The 16,229-nt window shown below is 73.2% G+C and carries 15 protein-coding genes and 1 tRNA gene; 10 read left to right on the forward strand and 6 right to left on the reverse strand.

What is annotated here, in order from left to right; all coding sequences use genetic code 11:
- Positions 1-197: 197 nt before the first annotated feature.
- The 9 genes from ASG29_RS00180 to ASG29_RS00220 all read left to right on the forward strand — a co-directional run bounded on the left by ASG29_RS00180 (position 198) and on the right by ASG29_RS00220 (position 10,692).
- Positions 198-1,007, forward strand: a complete 810-nt coding sequence (locus ASG29_RS00180) for a copper homeostasis protein CutC (RefSeq protein ID WP_235532708.1) — start codon at positions 198-200, stop codon at positions 1,005-1,007.
- 97 nt (positions 1,008-1,104) lie between these two features.
- The gene (locus ASG29_RS00185; protein WP_055978549.1) at positions 1,105-1,842 is read left to right on the forward strand and encodes a GntR family transcriptional regulator; all 738 of its coding nucleotides are present in this window, start codon (positions 1,105-1,107) and stop codon (positions 1,840-1,842) included.
- On the forward strand, positions 1,835-2,857 hold the full coding sequence (locus ASG29_RS00190; RefSeq protein WP_055978551.1) for an SIS domain-containing protein: 1,023 nt from the start codon (positions 1,835-1,837) through the stop codon (positions 2,855-2,857). Before ASG29_RS00185 ends, ASG29_RS00190 begins: the two co-directional genes overlap by 8 nt.
- Positions 2,854-4,002 carry an N-acetylglucosamine-6-phosphate deacetylase gene (gene nagA / locus ASG29_RS00195; protein ID WP_055978553.1) on the forward strand — a complete coding sequence of 383 codons (1,149 nt, stop codon included), beginning with the start codon at positions 2,854-2,856 and terminating at the stop codon, positions 4,000-4,002. The genes ASG29_RS00190 and nagA overlap by 4 nt, the downstream gene beginning before the upstream one ends.
- Positions 3,999-6,509, forward strand: a complete 2,511-nt coding sequence (gene ptsP / locus ASG29_RS00200; RefSeq protein ID WP_055978555.1) for a phosphoenolpyruvate--protein phosphotransferase — start codon at positions 3,999-4,001, stop codon at positions 6,507-6,509. The genes nagA and ptsP overlap by 4 nt, the downstream gene beginning before the upstream one ends.
- Positions 6,506-8,227, forward strand: coding sequence for an N-acetylglucosamine-specific PTS transporter subunit IIBC (gene nagE / locus ASG29_RS00205; protein WP_055978557.1), 1,722 nt, complete (start codon positions 6,506-6,508; stop codon positions 8,225-8,227). Before ptsP ends, nagE begins: the two co-directional genes overlap by 4 nt.
- Positions 8,224-9,219: a N(4)-(beta-N-acetylglucosaminyl)-L-asparaginase gene (locus ASG29_RS00210; protein ID WP_055978558.1), complete on the forward strand. Its 996-nt coding sequence runs from the start codon at positions 8,224-8,226 to the stop codon at positions 9,217-9,219. The genes nagE and ASG29_RS00210 overlap by 4 nt, the downstream gene beginning before the upstream one ends.
- Positions 9,212-10,345: an aldo/keto reductase gene (locus ASG29_RS00215; protein WP_235532709.1), complete on the forward strand. Its 1,134-nt coding sequence runs from the start codon at positions 9,212-9,214 to the stop codon at positions 10,343-10,345. The genes ASG29_RS00210 and ASG29_RS00215 overlap by 8 nt, the downstream gene beginning before the upstream one ends.
- Positions 10,342-10,692: an L-rhamnose mutarotase gene (locus ASG29_RS00220; RefSeq protein WP_055978560.1), complete on the forward strand. Its 351-nt coding sequence runs from the start codon at positions 10,342-10,344 to the stop codon at positions 10,690-10,692. Before ASG29_RS00215 ends, ASG29_RS00220 begins: the two co-directional genes overlap by 4 nt.
- 22 nt (positions 10,693-10,714) lie before the next feature.
- On the opposite strand, the gene ASG29_RS00225 is transcribed toward ASG29_RS00220, so the two are convergent.
- The 3 genes from ASG29_RS00225 to cpdR form a co-directional block, all read right to left on the reverse strand.
- The gene (locus ASG29_RS00225; protein ID WP_156457815.1) at positions 10,715-11,623 is read right to left on the reverse strand and encodes an amidohydrolase family protein; all 909 of its coding nucleotides are present in this window, start codon (positions 11,621-11,623) and stop codon (positions 10,715-10,717) included.
- 113 nt (positions 11,624-11,736) lie between these two features.
- Positions 11,737-11,811 (reverse strand) — tRNA-Val (locus tag ASG29_RS00230).
- Between the two features lie 47 nt (positions 11,812-11,858).
- Positions 11,859-12,236: a cell cycle two-component system response regulator CpdR gene (cpdR, locus tag ASG29_RS00235; protein WP_055980581.1), complete on the reverse strand. Its 378-nt coding sequence runs from the start codon at positions 12,234-12,236 to the stop codon at positions 11,859-11,861.
- A gap of 138 nt (positions 12,237-12,374) precedes the next feature.
- On the opposite strand from cpdR, the gene ASG29_RS00240 reads away from it, so the two are divergent.
- On the forward strand, positions 12,375-13,214 hold the full coding sequence (locus ASG29_RS00240; RefSeq protein WP_055978564.1) for an N-formylglutamate amidohydrolase: 840 nt from the start codon (positions 12,375-12,377) through the stop codon (positions 13,212-13,214).
- Positions 13,215-13,376: 162 nt separating this feature from the next.
- Here ASG29_RS00240 and ASG29_RS00245 read toward each other — a convergent pair whose 3' ends face one another.
- From ASG29_RS00245 to ASG29_RS00255, 3 genes are read right to left on the reverse strand one after another with little or no spacing between them, the layout of a single operon-like run.
- Complete coding sequence (locus ASG29_RS00245; RefSeq protein ID WP_082515528.1) at positions 13,377-13,919, reverse strand: cytochrome b; 543 nt, start codon at positions 13,917-13,919, stop codon at positions 13,377-13,379.
- Between the two features lie 17 nt (positions 13,920-13,936).
- Positions 13,937-14,701, reverse strand: a complete 765-nt coding sequence (locus tag ASG29_RS00250; RefSeq protein ID WP_055978568.1) for a SapC family protein — start codon at positions 14,699-14,701, stop codon at positions 13,937-13,939.
- Positions 14,702-14,754: 53 nt separating this feature from the next.
- Positions 14,755-16,218, reverse strand: a complete 1,464-nt coding sequence (locus ASG29_RS00255) for an FAD-binding oxidoreductase (protein ID WP_082515529.1) — start codon at positions 16,216-16,218, stop codon at positions 14,755-14,757.
- Between the last annotated feature and the right edge of the window lie 11 nt (positions 16,219-16,229).

A 16,229-nucleotide genomic window follows, 5' to 3' on the forward strand; every position in this document is an offset into this window, starting at 1 on the left:
GCATTTCACCTATGGTATGGACGTTCGTTTCGACAGTCCATAGCCATCCTCATCCTTGCGCACCGGTACGAGAGAGCGCCGCCCCGCCCGGCCATCGACGTCCATACATGCCGAATACGGATCATCGTTCATGAATGAAGGCCGAAGTTGACTTGGATTGGTAGCATGACCTAAGTCGACGTCGGGGATGGTTGGTGATGTCGCAGCAGCGTGAGGATAGAGGCGATCGCCGTCCCGCCATGGCGGGATCGGGCGCCGTCGCAGCGGCGGACGCGAAGGGCGTGAGAGTCGCGCTGGAAATCTGCGTCGAGGGCCCGGCGGGTGCGCGCGCCGCGCACGAGGGCGGGGCCGACCGGGTCGAACTGTGCGCGGCGCTCGCGCTCGGGGGGGTCACCCCGTCCGCCGGTGTGGTCGCGGCGACGGTCGCGGTCGGCCTGCCGGTCCACGTCCTGATCCGGCCCGCGACCGGACATTTCGTCATGGACCGCGACCTGGTCGATGCGGTCGCGCGCGACATCCGCGCCTGCGTGGACCTGGGTGCGGCGGGGGTGGTGGTCGGGGCGCTGAAGGCCGACGGGACGCTGGACCTGGACGCGCTGGCACGCTGGCGCGACGTCGCGCGCGGGATCGCGATGACGCTGCATCGTGCGGTCGACCTGTGTTCCGCGCCGGTCGAGGCCGCGACGCAGGCCGCGCGGATCGGCATCGACCGGATCCTGACGTCGGGCGGCGCCCGCACCGCGGCGGAGGGCGCCGACACGATCGCGGCGATGGTCGCAGCGGTGCGGGGGTCGGTCGCGGTCATAGCGGGGTCGGGCATCACCGCCGCCACCGTCCGCGCGCTGATCGCCGCGACGGGGGTCGACGCCATCCACGCCTCCGCGGGCACGTCCGTGCCATGGGCCGATCCGCGCATCGCCGCCTTCGGTTTCGGCGGCGCGACGGAGCGGCGCACCGACCCCGCGGCGGTGGCGGCGTTGCGGGCCGCGCTGGACGACCCGGCATGACGCGGACGACCCCCGTCACGCCCGGTGCGGGCGGTGTCGCCGCGCTGCGGTCGTGGGGGCACGATGGATCGACCGGGAGCGCGCGTTCGTGAGCGACATGGTCTTCTCGCAACAGGTCGGCCGTTTCCGCGCGGGCGACCCCGCGCCGCTGTACCTCCAGCTGCGGCAGCTTTTGCGCGACGCCATCACGGGCCGGGTGCTGGCGGAGGACGATGCGATCCCCGCCGAACGCGAACTGGCGCTGGAATACGACGTCTCGCGCATCACCGTGCGCAAGGCGATCGGCGGCCTGGTGGAGGAAGGGTTGCTGACCCGGCGGCGCGGGGCGGGAACGTTCGTCGCGGCGCGGGTGGAGAAGAGCTTCTCGACCATCACCTCCTTTTCGGAGGACATGGAATCGCGCGGTCGCGTGCCGAGCAGCCAGTGGGTCAGCCGGACGTCGGGCACCGTGACGCCGCAGGAGGCGCTGTCGCTGGGCCTGTCGCCTGGGACTCCGGTCTATCGTTTCCACCGCCTGCGCTTCGCCGACGGCGTCCCGATGGCGCTGGAGATGTCGACGATCGCGGGCTTCTGCCTGGCGTCGGCGGACGACGTCGGGGGATCGCTGTATGCCGCGCTGGACGCCGCGGGCTATCGCCCCGTCCGCGCGCTCCAGCGGCTGCGCGCGGTCGCCTTCAGCGCCGATCACGCCGCGATGCTGGCGGTGGAGAAGGGCCATGCGGGCCTGTCGATCGAGCGGCGCGGCTTCCTGCGCGACGGCCGCGCGGTGGAATTCACGCAATCCTATTATCGCGGCGACGCGTATGATTTCGTCGCGGAGCTGATCGATGGCTGACGCGGTCGCCGGAACGATCATGGGGGCCGAGGCGGGCGAGGCGCCGGCCGTCGTCCGACGGCTGCTGGCGGCCAATGCGGCACCGATCGCGGCGCTGGTCGCCGATCTGCGCGCCCGCCCGCCCGCCGTGGTCGTGACGTGCGCGCGCGGATCGTCCGACCATGCCGCCACGTACGGCAAATATCTGATCGAGACGCTGGTCGGCATCCCCGTCGCCTCCGCCGCGCCCTCGGTCGCATCGGTGTTCCAGGCGCCGCTGGTCGCGCGCGACGCCGTCCTGATCGCGGTGTCGCAATCGGGCCGCAGCCCGGACCTGCTGGCCACCGTGGCGGCGTATCGCGCCGCGGGCGCGCGCGTCGTCGCGCTGGTGAACGACGAGGGATCGCCGCTGGCGGCGGCGGCGGACGTGCTGCTGCCGCTTCATGCCGGAACCGAAAGGGCGGTGGCGGCGACCAAGTCGTGCATCGCCGCGCTCGCCGCCTTCGCGCAGCTGGCGAGCGCGTGGGGGATCGAGGACGGGCTGGCGGACGCGCTGCCCGGCCTGCCGGCGATGATCGACGCGGGGCTGGCGGCGGACTGGTCGGTCGGCGCGGACAGGCTGGCGGCGGCGACGCGGATGTTCGTGATCGGGCGCGGCTACGCCCTGGGCATCGCGCAGGAGGCGGCGCTGAAGCTGAAGGAAACCGCCGCGATCCAGGCCGAACCGTTCAGCGCGGCGGAGGTGCGGCACGGACCGATGCGGATCGTGGGCGCGGGCTTCCCGATCCTGGGGTTCGCCACGTCCGACCCCGCGGGCGCGGACGTCGCCACGGTCGCGGCGGAGTTCGCGGGCCGCGGCGCGATGACGCTCCTGGCGGGCCGGGGCGGCATCCTGCCCGCGCGCACCGGGCACCCCGCGCTCGAACCGGTGGCGATGCTGGCCAGCTTCTACCGCATGGTGGAACGGCTGACGCTGGCGCGCGGGCTGGATCCGGATTCGCCGCCGCACCTGGCGAAGGTGACCCAGACGCGATGACGCGCATCCGCTTCGTCAACGGCCGGGTGGCCGCCGCGCACGGGACGCTGGACGACGCGACGATCGCGGTCGACGCCGGGCGCATCGTCACGATCGGGCGGGATCGCGACGCGGACCGGACGATCGACCTCGACGGCGGCTGGCTGCTGCCCGGCTTCGTCGACACGCAGGTGAACGGCGGCGGCGGCGTGCTGCTGAACGATACCCCGACGGTGGAGGGAATCGCGGCGATCGCGGCGGCGCACCGCCGTTACGGCACGACCGCGATGATGCCGACGCTCATCAGCGACACGCCCGCGACGATCGGCCGCGCGCTCGACGCGCTGGACGCGGCGGTCGCGGCGGGCGTGCCGGGGGTGGTGGGGATGCATATCGAGGGGCCGGTGCTGAACCCCGCGCGCAAGGGCATCCACGACGCCGCGCTGTTCCGCGCGCTGGACGACGACATGATCGCGCTGCTGACCCGCCCCCGCCGCGGGCGGGTGATGGTGACGCTGGCGCCGGAAATGACCACCCCGGCCGCGATCGCGGCGCTGGCGCGCGCGGGCGTGATCGTCAGCGCAGGGCACAGCGAGGCGGACGAGGGCATGATGCGCGCCGCCTTCGATGCCGGGATGACGGGCGTCACGCACCTGTTCAACGCCATGCCCCCGTTGCACCAGCGCGCGCCGGGCGTCGTCGGCGCGACGCTGGACGATTCGCGGCCATGGTGCGGCCTGATCGCGGACGACGTCCATGTCGCGGACAGCGTCCTGCGGCTGGCATACCGCGCGCGACCGTTCGACCGGCTGATGCTGGTCACCGACGCGATGTCGTCGGTCGGCGCGGTCGAGAAGGATTTCGTGTTGCAGGGGCGCCGCATCGCGGTCGCCGGCGGCATCTGTCGCTACGCCGACGGGACGCTGGCGGGATCGGACCTCGACATGGCGGCGGCGGTGGCGAATGCGGTGCGCGCGCTCGGCATCGATCCGGCGCGGGCGGCGGCGATGGCGGCGACGCATCCCGCGGCATTTCTGGGCCTGGCGCACGAGCGCGGCAGGCTGGCGCCCGGATTGCGTGCGGACTGGGCGATCCTGCGGGCCGACCTGACCGCGCGCGCGACGTGGATCGGCGGGACGCTCGCCGCGCCCGGCGACGACGCATGACGGCGGCGCGGGAAAGCGCGGAACGGGGCATCGCGCCAGTCGGAACGGGGTCGATCACGCTCGTCGCGCCGCTGGACGGCTGGGCCGGGCCGGTGTCCGCGGTTCCCGATCCGGTGTTCGCGGGCGGGATGATGGGTCCGGGGATCGCGATCGATCCGACCGGCGACACGCTGCACGCCCCCTGCGACGCGACCGTGGTCGGCATGCATGAAGCCGGGCATGCGGTCACGCTGCGGACCGGGCAGGGCGCCGACCTGCTGCTGCACATCGGCATCGACAGCGTCGCGCTGGCGGGGGAAGGATTCAGGCCGCTGGTCGATAGCGGGGCGGCGGTGGTCGCGGGACAGCCGCTGATCGCGTTCGACCTCGACCTCATCGTCCGGCGCGCCGCGGCGGCGACGACGCCCGTCCTGCTGATCGCGGGCGCGTTCGACGTCGTTCCGGACGTGACCGGGGGACGCGTCACGGTCGGCGATCCGCTGCTGCGCCTCGTCGCGACTGCCCCGGTCGACGCCGCCGGTCCGGTCGCGGCGGCGACGATGATCCGCCGGACCCTGGTCGTGGCCCTGCCCCACGGCCTCCACGCCCGCCCCGCCGCCCGCATCGCCGCCGCGGCGCGGGGGCGCGATGCGCAGGTGATGCTGTCGTGCGGGCCGCACCGCGCCGCCGCGGCGAGCATGACCGGACTGCTGACGCTCGGCGCGGGCCATGGCGCGACGGTCGCGATCGAGGGCGGCGGGCGCGAGGCGGCGGGGGTGGTCGCCGCCATCGCCGCGATCCTGACCGCGGACGACGAGCCGGGCGTGGCGCCGACCGCCCCGGTCGCCGCCCGCCGCGACATGCGCCGACACGCGCCGGGCACGATCGCCGGCGTCGCGGCGGCGCCGGGGTCCGCGATCGGCCCCGCCTGCCGGCTGCACGCCGCGGCGCCGATCGTGCCCGCGGACGCGGGGGACGTCGCGGCGGAGCGCGCCGCGTTCGACACCGGGCTGGCGCGGCTGCGGCACCGGCTCGACGGCGCGACCGGGGTGCTGGGGGCGCATCGCGCGATGCTGGACGACCCCGCCCTGCTCGACGCGATCGGCGCCGCGATCGACGCGGGACGCGGCGCGGCGGCGGCGGCACTGGCGATCACGCAGGCGCAGGCGCAGGCGCTCGCCGCCGCCGACGACGCCCGCATCGCGGAGCGCGGGGCCGACCTGATCGATATCGGCCAGCGGCTGGCGCATGCGATCCTGGGCACCGCGCCGGACGCGATCGAGGTTCCGGCGGGCGGCATCCTGCTGGCGGACGATATCCTGCCGTCGCAACTCGCCGCGATCCCGCCCGGGCGGCTGGCGGGCATCGCGCTGGCGGCCGGAGGGCCGACCGCGCACGTCGCGATCATGGCGGCGGGAGCGGGCGTGCCGATGGCGGTGGCGCTGGGGCGCGGCATCGACGCGATCCCCGACGGCCGGATCGTGATGCTGGACGGCGACGACGGCGTGCTCGATCCCGCGCCCGACGACGCGGCGCTGGCCACGGCGCACGCCCGGATCGCGCACGCCGCGGCGGCGGAGGCCGCGGCCCGCGCCGACGCGGGCCTTACGGCGACGACGCGCGACGGGCGGATGGTAACGGTGCAGGCGAACCTGGGCACCGCGCCGGAAGCCGCCGCCGCGGTGGCCGCGGGGGCGGAAGGATGCGGGCTGCTGCGCACCGAATTGCTGTTCCTGGACCGCGCGGCGCCGCCGTCCCGCGACGAGCAGGCGGACGCGTATCGCGCGATCGCCGCCGCGCTGGCGGGACGGCCGCTGACGATACGGCTGCTGGACGTCGGGGGGGACAAGCCCGCGCCCTATCTGTCGCTGCCGCACGAGGACAATCCCGCGCTCGGCCGGCGGGGTATCCGCATTCTGCTGAACGATCCGTCGCTGCTGGAAACGCAACTGGCGGCGATCGTCGACGCGACCGACACGGGGCCCTGCCGGATCATGGTCCCGATGGTGACGGGGGCGGACGAGATGGCGGCGGTGCGCGCCGCGCTGGACCGCGTGCGCGGCGCGCGGACGGTCGCGCTGGGCGCGATGATCGAGACGCCCGCGGCGGCGATCGCGGCGGACCTGATCGCGGCGGAATGCGATTTCCTGTCGATCGGCAGCAACGACCTGACGCAATATGCGCTGGCGATGGACCGCGGCAATCCCGCGGTGGCGGCGGGCGTCGACGGGCTGCACCCCGCGGTGCTGCGTCTGATCGCGGCGACGTGCGACGGCGCGGCGCGGCGGGACGTCCCGGTCGGGGTGTGCGGCGGGCTGGCGGCGGACGCGGCGGCGGTGCCGATCCTGATCGGCCTGGGCGTGACCAGCCTGTCGGTGCCGCCGGGCCGCGTCGCCGCGATCCGTGCCGTGGTGGCGCGGATCGACGCGGGCGACGCGGCGGCGCACGCCCGGGCGGCGCTGTCCGACCCCTCCCCGCGGGCGGTCCGCGACCGCGCCCGCGCCTATGCCGAAGGGGATGGCGCATGAGATCGCCGATGGCCTTCTTCCAGCCGCTGGGCCGCGCGCTGATGCTGCCGATCGCGGTATTGCCGATCGCGGGCCTGCTGCTGCGGCTGGGGCAGGACGATATTTCCGCCTTGCTGGGGCTGAACCTGTCCTTCCTCGGCGCGGCGGGGGCGGCGATCTTCGACAATCTGGGCCTGTTGTTCGCGGTCGGCGTGGCGACCGGGTTCGCGCGCGACGGCAACGGCGCCGCCGCGATGGCGGGGATCGTCTGCTATCTGGTGTCCACCAAGGGAGCGGAAGGGCTGATCGCGGTCCCGCCCGCGATCGGCGCGGGATTGCCGGAGGGCGCGGCGAAAAGCGTCGTCGCCGCCTGGCGCACGGCCGCGATCCATCGCTTCGACGTGCCGCTGGGTATCGTCGCGGGGCTGGTGGGGGGCGGATTCTACAACCGCTTCGCCGATTTCCGCCTGCCCGACTATCTCGCCTTCTTCGGCGGGCGGCGCTTCGCACCGATCGTCAGCGGGTTCGCGGGCCTGCTGATCGCCGCGCTGCTGGGGATCGCCTACGCCCCGGTCAGCGCGGGCGTGGACGCGCTGGGCACCGGGGTGGTCGCGGCGGGCGGATGGGGCCTGTTCGCGTTCGGGCTGCTCAACCGCGTGCTGATCGTCACCGGGTTGCACCACATCCTGAACAACGTCGCCTATTTCGTCGTCGGCGATTATCACGGCACGACCGGCGACCTGCGCCGCTTCTTCGCCGGGGATCCGACGGCAGGGGCGTTCATGTCGGGATTCTTCCCGGTGATGATGTTCGGCCTGCCCGCCGCCTGCCTGGCGATGTATCACGAGGCGCAGCCCGCGCGGCGCAAGGCGGTCGGCGGCCTGCTGCTCAGCCTGGCGCTGACGTCCTTCCTGACGGGCGTGACCGAGCCGATCGAGTTCAGTTTCATGTTCCTCGCACCCGCGCTGTACGCGGTGCACGCGGTCCTGACCGGCGTGTCGCACGTGGTTATGAACGCGCTGGGCGTGAAACTGGGCTACGGCTTCTCCGCCGGACTGTTCGACTATGCGCTGAATTACGGGAAGGCGACGCGGCCGCTGCTGCTGCTGCCCGTCGGCGCGGGCTATGCGCTGCTGTACTACGCGGTCTTCCGCTTCGCGATCCGGCGCTGGAACCTGCCGACGCCGGGGCGCGGGCCGGGCGAGGTCGCGGCCGGTGCCGCCACCCCGGCGGGCACGCGCGGTGCCGCGTTCGTCGCGGCGCTGGGCGGCGCGGCGAACCTGCGCGCGATCGCGGCCTGTACCACGCGATTGCGGCTGGTGGTGGTCGACCAGGCGCGGATCGACGAGGCCGCGCTGCGCGCCCTGGGGGCGATCGGCATCCTGAAACCGTCGCGCGAGGCGGTGCAGGTCGTCGTCGGCCCCGTCGCCGACGCGGTGGCGATGGAGATGCGCGCCGCCGCCGACCGGACCGACGCCCCCGCCGCCCTGCCCCCCACGGCCGCGGCGCCGGTCGGCGACCTGCCCGACGCGCTTGCCGCCCTGGTCGGCGGCGCCGGCAACGTCGTCGCCGCGACGCGTCGTCACGGCCGCTGGCGCATCGTGCTGCATCGCCCGATCGCGATCGACGACGACGCGCTCGACCGCGCCGGCGCACGCGCCGCCACGTCGCTTCGCGACGCCGAGGGCCGTCCCGTCATCCATGTCCTGACCCCCGAGCCGGAGCATCCGACGCCATGACCGATCCCCGATTGTCGCGCCGCGGCCTGATCGGCACGACGCTGGGCCTGGCCGCCGCGGGGGCGACGGCGCCGCTCCGCGCGCAACGGCCCGCGCCGGGACGCACGATCGTGTCGACATGGGATTTCGGCGCCGCCGCCAATCGCGCCGCCTATGCCCGGATGCTGGCGGGCGGATCGCCGCTGGACGCGGTCGAGGCGGGCGCGCGGGTGCCGGAGGCGGACCCGGCGAATCATTCGGTCGGCTACGGCGGGTATCCCGACCGCGACGGCATCGTGACACTGGACGCGATCATCATGGACGACGCGGGCCATGTCGGCGCGGTCGCCGCGCTGGAGGATACCGTCCACGCGATATCGGTCGCGCGCGCGGTGATGGAGCGGACGCCGCACACGATGCTGGTCGGCGACGGCGCCACGCGCTTCGCCCGCGCGCAGGGGTTTCCGACCCGCGCGCTGCTGACCCCGCCCGCGCGCGCGGCGTGGCGCGAATGGCTGAAGACGTCCAGATACGCCCCCGTCGCGAATATCGAGAACCGCCGCGGCGACGCGCGCGACCACGACACGATCGGCATCCTGGCGCGCGGGTCGGACGGGCGGCTGGCGGGCGCGTGCACCACGTCGGGCATGGCGTTCAAGCTGCACGGCCGCGTCGGCGATTCGCCGCAGTCGGGATGCGGCCTGTTCGTCGAGGCCGGGGTCGGCGCGGCGACCGCGACCGGGGTGGGCGAGGAGGTTACCCGCGTCGCGGGGACGGCCCGCGTCGTCGCCTCGATGCGCGCAGGGATGGACCCGGACGCGGCCTGCCGGGAGGCGTGCCGCCACATCGTGCGGCTGCGCGGCGACGCCGTGAGGGACGCGCAGGTCGGGTTCCTGGCTTTGGCCGCGGACGGGCGGGTCGGCGCCGCGGCGCTGATGCCGGGATTCACCTACGCGTTGACGACCGACGACGGGACGACCCGCGTCGTGCCGGTCCGCGCGCTGCGTGACTGACGCGGCGCGGGCGGCGCCGGGGCCGATCGCGCGGCGCATGCTGGGCGCGACCGGCCTTGCGATCACCGAACTGGGGCTGGGCACCGCCCCGCTCGGCAATCTCTACCAGCCGGTCGGTGACGACATCGCGCGCGCGACGCTGGCCGCGGCGCGGTCCGCCGGGATGAACCACATCGATACCGCGCCGCATTACGGCCGCGGGCTGAGCGAACGACGGGTGGGCGACGCGATCCGCGCCGCGCCCGACATGGTCCTGTCCACGAAGGTCGGCCGGTTGCTGCACCCCGACCGCAGCGTCGTCGATGATCGCCTGCGCGACGGCTTCCGCTCCCCGATGCCCTTCGCTGCGCGATACGACTACAGCCACGACGGCATCCTGCGCAGCCACGAGGACAGCCTCCAGCGACTGGGGTTGGCGTCGGTGGACATCCTGTACGTCCACGACATCGGCCGCGTCACCCATGGCGATGCGCACGAGCGATATTGGGCGCAGCTGACCACCGGCGGCGGGTTGCGCGCGCTGGAGCGATTGCGCGACGAGGGCACGATCGCGGGGTTCGGCATCGGGGTGAACGAAGTGGACGCGTGCCACGACGTCATGCGCGCGGCGAAGCTGGATGCGATCCTGCTGGCGGGTCGATATACGTTGCTGGAACAGGGGGCGCTGGACCGGTTGCTGCCCGCCTGCGCGGCGGCGGGCACGTCGATCGTCGTGGGCGGACCGTATAACAGCGGCATCCTGGCCACCGGAACGGGGCGCCGCGGCCCGTGCCGTTACGATTACGGCCCGGCGCCCGCCACGGTGGTGGACAGGGTGGCCGCGATCGAGGCGACCTGCGCGCGTCACGGCGTCCCCCTGCCCGCCGCGGCATTGGCGTTCGTGCTGGCGCATCCGCAGGTGGCGGGCGTCATCCCCGGCATCGCGAGCCCAGAGCAGGTCGCGCGGACCGTCGCGCTGTATCACCACCCGATCCCCGCCGCGCTGTGGCAGGAATTGCGCGCGACAGGATTGATCCGCGCCGACGCGCCGGTGCCCGCGGACATGGACCGGGCGCGCGGGGCGCGCGCGGCGACGGAGCCGCATCGACGTCATGCCGCGTCGGCGCGGGCGAACCCGCCGCGATGACGCGCCGGGTCTGTTTCGCGCTCGACCTCGTCGACGATGCCGCCCTGATCGCCGCGTACGAGCGCGCGCACCTGCCCGGCGCGGTATGGCCGGAGGTCGTCGCGGGCATCCGTGCCGCGGGGTGCGAGGCGATGGAGATATGGCGCGCGGGCGATCGCCTGTTCATGATCGCGCAGGCCGCGGCGGACTGGCCGCGCCCGGTGGCGCCGCCCCTGGCCGCCGCCGACGCGCGCTGGCAGGCGACGATGGATCGCTTCCAGCGTCGCCTGCCGGTCGCCGCCGTGGGGGAGAAATGGGCGCCGATGACGCGCATCTTCGCGCTCGACCCGGACGACCGCGACGGATGAGGATCGCGGGCGCGCCCCGCCGCTAAAGGCCCAGGCCCAGGCGGTAGAAGCGGTCGGCCGTGCGCCCCCACATCGCGCGACGCTCGTCCGCGGAAAAGCCCGCCAGAATGGCCTCGTAGGCGCCCAGCGTCCGGTCCAGCGAGCCGAACAGGCGGTCGGTCGGAAAGTTCGTCGCGATCATGACGCGGTCGGGGCCGAACAGGTCGATCGCCTCCAGCACCGGCGCACGGACGCTGTCCGCGGTCCAGCCGCGATGCAGGAAGCCCGCGCCGGACAGCTTGATCGCGGCGTGCGGCAGCGCCGCGAAGGCGCGCAACCCCGTGCGCCAGTCATCCCACCCCCCGGGATCGCGCGCGATCGCCAGGCCCATGTGATCCACGACGACGGGCACGTCGGGATGCCGCCGCGCCAGCGCCGCCAGTCCCGGCATCTGGCGCGGATAGCAATGCAGGTCGAACGACAGGCCGTGGCGGGCGAGCCGGGCATAGCCCGCCTGCCACGCCGGGTCGCCGGTGCGGTCGCGCGGCGTGTAGGCCAACGCGGGATCGGTGTGCCAGTTCACGATGTGGCGAACCCCGCGTACCGCGCGATGGCCGACGTGGAAGTCCAGCAGCCGGTCCAGGTCGGGATCGTCGAGCGCGGCGAAGGCGACGACCGCGTCCGGGCGCCCGCGCGCATCCGCCGTCGCCTGAAGCCACCGGGTTTCCGCCATCGCCTGCGCGGCGCCCGCCCCCGCCTCGACATGGACCATGCCTGCCAGGTTCCACGCCGCGGTTTCCGCGAGATAATCGTCGAGCAGATAGGTCGTCGCGATGGCCGCGGGGGATCCCCAACCCCCGTCGTCGCGAAACGGCGGCCGCAACCAGTCGTAGCCCGGACGCGACAGGTCCCACAGGTGGGCGTGGGCATCGACGAAGGCTGGCCGGTCCACGATATCCCCCTACCGCGCCGCATCGCCGTCATCGCCGCGACGCCCCCGGCGGTCGGGGTACGGCGCGGACAGGAAAAAGCCCGCCGGGTCGCGGACCGGGCGGGCTGATTCGATGGTGGGCGTGGCAAGGATTGAACTTGCGACCCCTGCGATGTCAACACAGTGCTCTACCACTGAGCTACACGCCCACGGGAATGGCGCCTCTAGCCGCGCGAACGGCCATGCGCAAGCGCCATCATACCAGGCCGTTCGCCTCCCCGACCTGAAACAGGCGATCGACCTCCATCACCAGGTCGCGCAGGTGGAACGGCTTCGACAGGACGCGCGCCTGCGGCATCGCGCCGCCGGCCTTCAGCGTCACCGCGGCGAAGCCGGTGATGAACATCACGCGCAGGCCGGGCGACATCGCCGCGGCCTTCTGCGCCAGTTCGATCCCGTCCATTTCCGGCATCACGATGTCGGTCAGCAACAGGTCGAACGTCTCGCTTTCCAGCAGCGGCAACGCCGCGGTGCCGCGATCGACCGCGGTCACGGCATAGCCGGACCGTTCCAGGGCACGGGCCAGATACTCGCGCATCACATCGTCGTCTTCGGCCAGCAGAATGCGTATCATGTCGTCCCCGTTCTCCACCCGTCGCCTTATGCGCCCCAGGCGTAAAACTTTCCACCCGCGCTTATGGTGAACGAACCGGCAATGCGGCGGTCTGCCCGCATGTTGCGGCGCGGCGCGAGTCGCCATAGGGTCGGGCATATGCCGTCCTCGTTCCAGCTGATCGGTCGCGACATCCCCGAAAGCCCGGTCGTGCTGTCGGTGCCGCACGCGGGCCGCGATTACCCCCTGTCGTTGCGCAGCGCGCTTCGCGCTCCGTTCGCCAGCTTGGCCGCGCTGGAGGACCGGCACGTCGATGCGATCGCCCTGGCGGCACGGGAACAGGAGACGCTGCTGCTGCAAATCGCGCCGCGCGCCTGGATCGACCTGAACCGGGCGGAACACGAACGCGATCCCCTGCTGGACGAGGGGGCGCGGCCCGCCAACCTGTCCGCGAAGGTGCGCGCGGGGCTGGGCATCGTGCCGCGGCGGACCGCCGTGGCGGGGGAATTGTGGCGGCGCCGGCTGGGCGCGGACGAGGTGGAGGCGCGGATCGCGGCGGACCACCGCCCCTATCACGACGCCCTCGGCGACACGCTCGCGCGCGCACAGGCGCGGTTCGGGACCGCGGTGCTGCTGGACGTGCATTCGATGCCGCCGATCGCGGGGGGCCGCGCGCGCGTGGTGCTGGGCGACCGTTTCGGCCGCGCCGCCGCCGCACGGTTCGTCCACCGGCTGGAGGCGGTGCTGGAGGGGGCAGGCGTGCCCTATGCCATCAACACCCCCTATGCCGGCGGACACATACTGGAACGCCACGGGCGACCGCATGAGCACATCCATGCGATCCAGCTGGAGCTGGACCGGTCGCTCTACCTCGACCGGCGGCTCGATTCGCCGGGGCCGGGGATGGAGGCGGTCACGCGGCTGGTGCGCGCGATGATCGATGCCCTGGCCGACGAGGCGTCGGCGGGATCCGGTGTGGCGGCGCAGGCGGCGGAATAAAAAAACCACCGCGTGCATGCGCACGCGGTGGCCTAGGTTCAGGGAGGAGACACACCCGAGGGTGTGCCATACGGCCTCGCGAAAGGGGGGACACGAGAGCCGTACCTGTTAAACATAGGAAGGTGCCGCGGGGTTGCAACCCCCGTGAAAAAAGCCGCCGGATCAGCGCGCGCCGGGCAGCATCCGCGCGAGGACGCGGTCGCGCAGCACGAGATGATGGCGCAGCGCCGCGGCGACATGCAGCAGCACCAGCGCCAGCATCAGCCAGCCCAGAAGCTCGTGCGCCTCGTGTCCGACGCCCGACGCCGCCTTCGACACGGGCAGGTAGGGGATGTCGAATGCGCCGAACCACGTCAGCGGCCGGCGGCGTTCCGGGTTCGATGCCATCGCCCAGCCCGACAGCGGCATGACGATCAGCAGCGCGTACAATGTCCAATGCGTCGCGTGCGCCGCGACGCGTTCCCATGCGGGCAACGGCGGCAGCGCGGGCGGGCGGTGGCCCAGCCGCCACAAAACCCGGCCGAGCGTGAGGACGAGGACCGTGATCCCGATCGCCTTGTGCAGCGGGAACAGCGCGCCCAGCGCGGGCACCGCGTCGCCGCCGATCCCGCTCGCCAGGTTGACGACGACGAGCAGCGCGACCGTCCAGTGGAACGCGATCGCGACCCGCGAATAGCGTTCCCCCATCACCGGCCGTGTCGCCATCGTCGTTCCCCCGGGTGTCAGACCAGTTGCGGTTGCGGCATCTTGCCCTGGCTCACCTGGCGCGCGAAGATTTCGCGCATCAGCGACAGCGAGAACAGGTGCGCGTAGATCAGCGGCAGGAGACCCGATTGCGTCATCTTGCGCAGCTGGTCGCCGCGCAGCGCGTTCAGCTTCTCCTCGTTCACCATCTGGAAGCCGCGATAGACGAACGGCTGCTCGAAGCCGTCCTGCTGGATCGTGACCTCGCCCTCCATCAGCAGGTCCAGCTCGCGGACCTCCTTCACGAACTGCCCGGTGCGGGCCGCGGCCTGCTCGAACTGTTCGGCGAAGTTCAGGATACCCTTCGTGAAGTCGGTCGGCTGCGCGCCCTCGAACAGCGCATCGCCGTCGTCGAACGCGCCGATCGTCGGCGACGTCGGATCGAAGCACAGCGACAGTTCCTGCGCGTCGGGCCGCAGCCGCGCGAGCATGTAGGGATAGCGGCGGACGTAGGCGGGGACGTAGAACGTATCCTCGACCAGCTTGCCGTCGGCGTCGACGAACACGTTCACGCCCTCGTTCAGGCCCATCAGCGCGATGGGCACCGGCTCGTCGCCCGCGGCGAAGACGATCGGCATGTGGCGCTGGACCATCGGGAATTCCTCGACCGTCAGCGGGACGGCATGCTGCCCCACCAGGAACGGCGCGACGTTGGTCTGACGCACGCGATAGTTGGCGTGGATCTCGCTCGAAAGCGGCTCCAGGCCGTTGTAGAAGAGCGGAAGCTGCGGCGCGCTGGCCATGTATGTACTCCGTCGGTCGATGGTGGCGCGCGGGCGCCCGATGACGTGCGGGCCTATTGCGTGGCGCGGGCCGGCGCAAGCGTGACGAGCTTGCCGGGGTTCATCAAACCACCCGGATCGAAGGCCGCCTTGATCCCGCGCAACGCCGCCATCCGCGCGGGCGAGGACAGGCGTTCCAGTTCCGCGCGCTTCATCTGCCCGATGCCGTGTTCGGCGGAGATCGATCCTCCCGCCGCGGTGACGAGGTCGTGGACGAAGGCGGAGACGACCGGCACCTGATCGCCGTACCAGTGCGCGGGGTCGGTGCCCGCGGGCGCGCGGACGTGGAAATGGACGTTTCCGTCGCCCAGATGCCCGAAGCCGGACGCATGCGTGCCGGGGAAGCGCGCCTCGCACGCCGCCGCCGCCTCCACCATGAAGCGCGGCATCGCGGCGACGGGGACCGAGATGTCGTGCTGCGCCGCCGGACCCGTGGCGCGCTCCGCCTCCGAGATCGATTCGCGGATGCGCCAGAACGCGTCCGCCTGCGCCTCGCTGCCCGCGATCGTCGCGTCCGCGACCGCGCCGTCGGCGATCGCCGCGCCCAGCACACGCTCGACCAGCGCGCCGGGGTCCGCCTCGCCCGCCGCCGCCGTCACCTCCACCAGCACATGCCAGGGATGCCGCCCGGACAGCGGCGCCCGGGTGCCCGGAATGTGCGCCAGCACCGCGTCGAGCGATTCGCACGGCAGCAGTTCGAAGCTCTCCACCGCGTCCGTCGCGGTGCGGAACCGGGCCAGCAGCGCCATCGCCGCGTCGGGCGTCGCCACGCCCGCCCAGGCCACGCACCGCGCCGCGACCGCGGGTACCAGCCGCAGCGTGACGGCGGTGACGATGCCCAGCGTCCCCTCCGCCCCCACCAGCAGATGGCGCAGGTCGTAGCCGCGATTGTCCTTGGGCAGTGCGGACAGGCCGTCGTGGATCGCGCCGTCGGGCAGCACCGCCTCCACCCCCAGCACCAGCGCGCGCATCGTGCCCCATCGCAGCACCTGCGTGCCACCGGCATTGGTCGACGCGAGCCCGCCGATCGTCGCCGACCCCTTCGCGCCCAGCGACAGCGGGAATCGCTGCCCCGCGGCGGCGGCGGCGTCGTGCAGCGTCGACAGGATCACGCCTGCCTCCGCGACCGCCTCGCCCTCCCCCAGCGCGCGGATACGGTTCAGGCGGCGCAGCGACAGGATCGCGGCGCTGCCGTCCGCGGGGGGCGTGGCGCCGCCGACCATCGACGTATTGCCGCCCTGCGGCACCAGCGCGACGTCCAGCGCGCGCGCGGCGGCCACGATCGCGGCGACATCGCGCGTCGAATCGGGTTCGAACATCGCGGGCGCCGCGCCGTGGTAGCGACCGCGCCAGTCGGTCAGCCAGGGCGCGATGTCGTCCGGCTCCGTCACGATGGCGCGCGGCGGCAGGATCGGTTCCAGCCGGGACAGAAGTTGGTCGATACGGGTTGTCACGCCACCGTCCTGTACGCAATTCATGCCGTATTCAA

This window comes from Sphingomonas sp. Leaf412 (assembly GCF_001425405.1).
Classification (GTDB): Bacteria; Pseudomonadota; Alphaproteobacteria; order Sphingomonadales; family Sphingomonadaceae; genus Sphingomonas.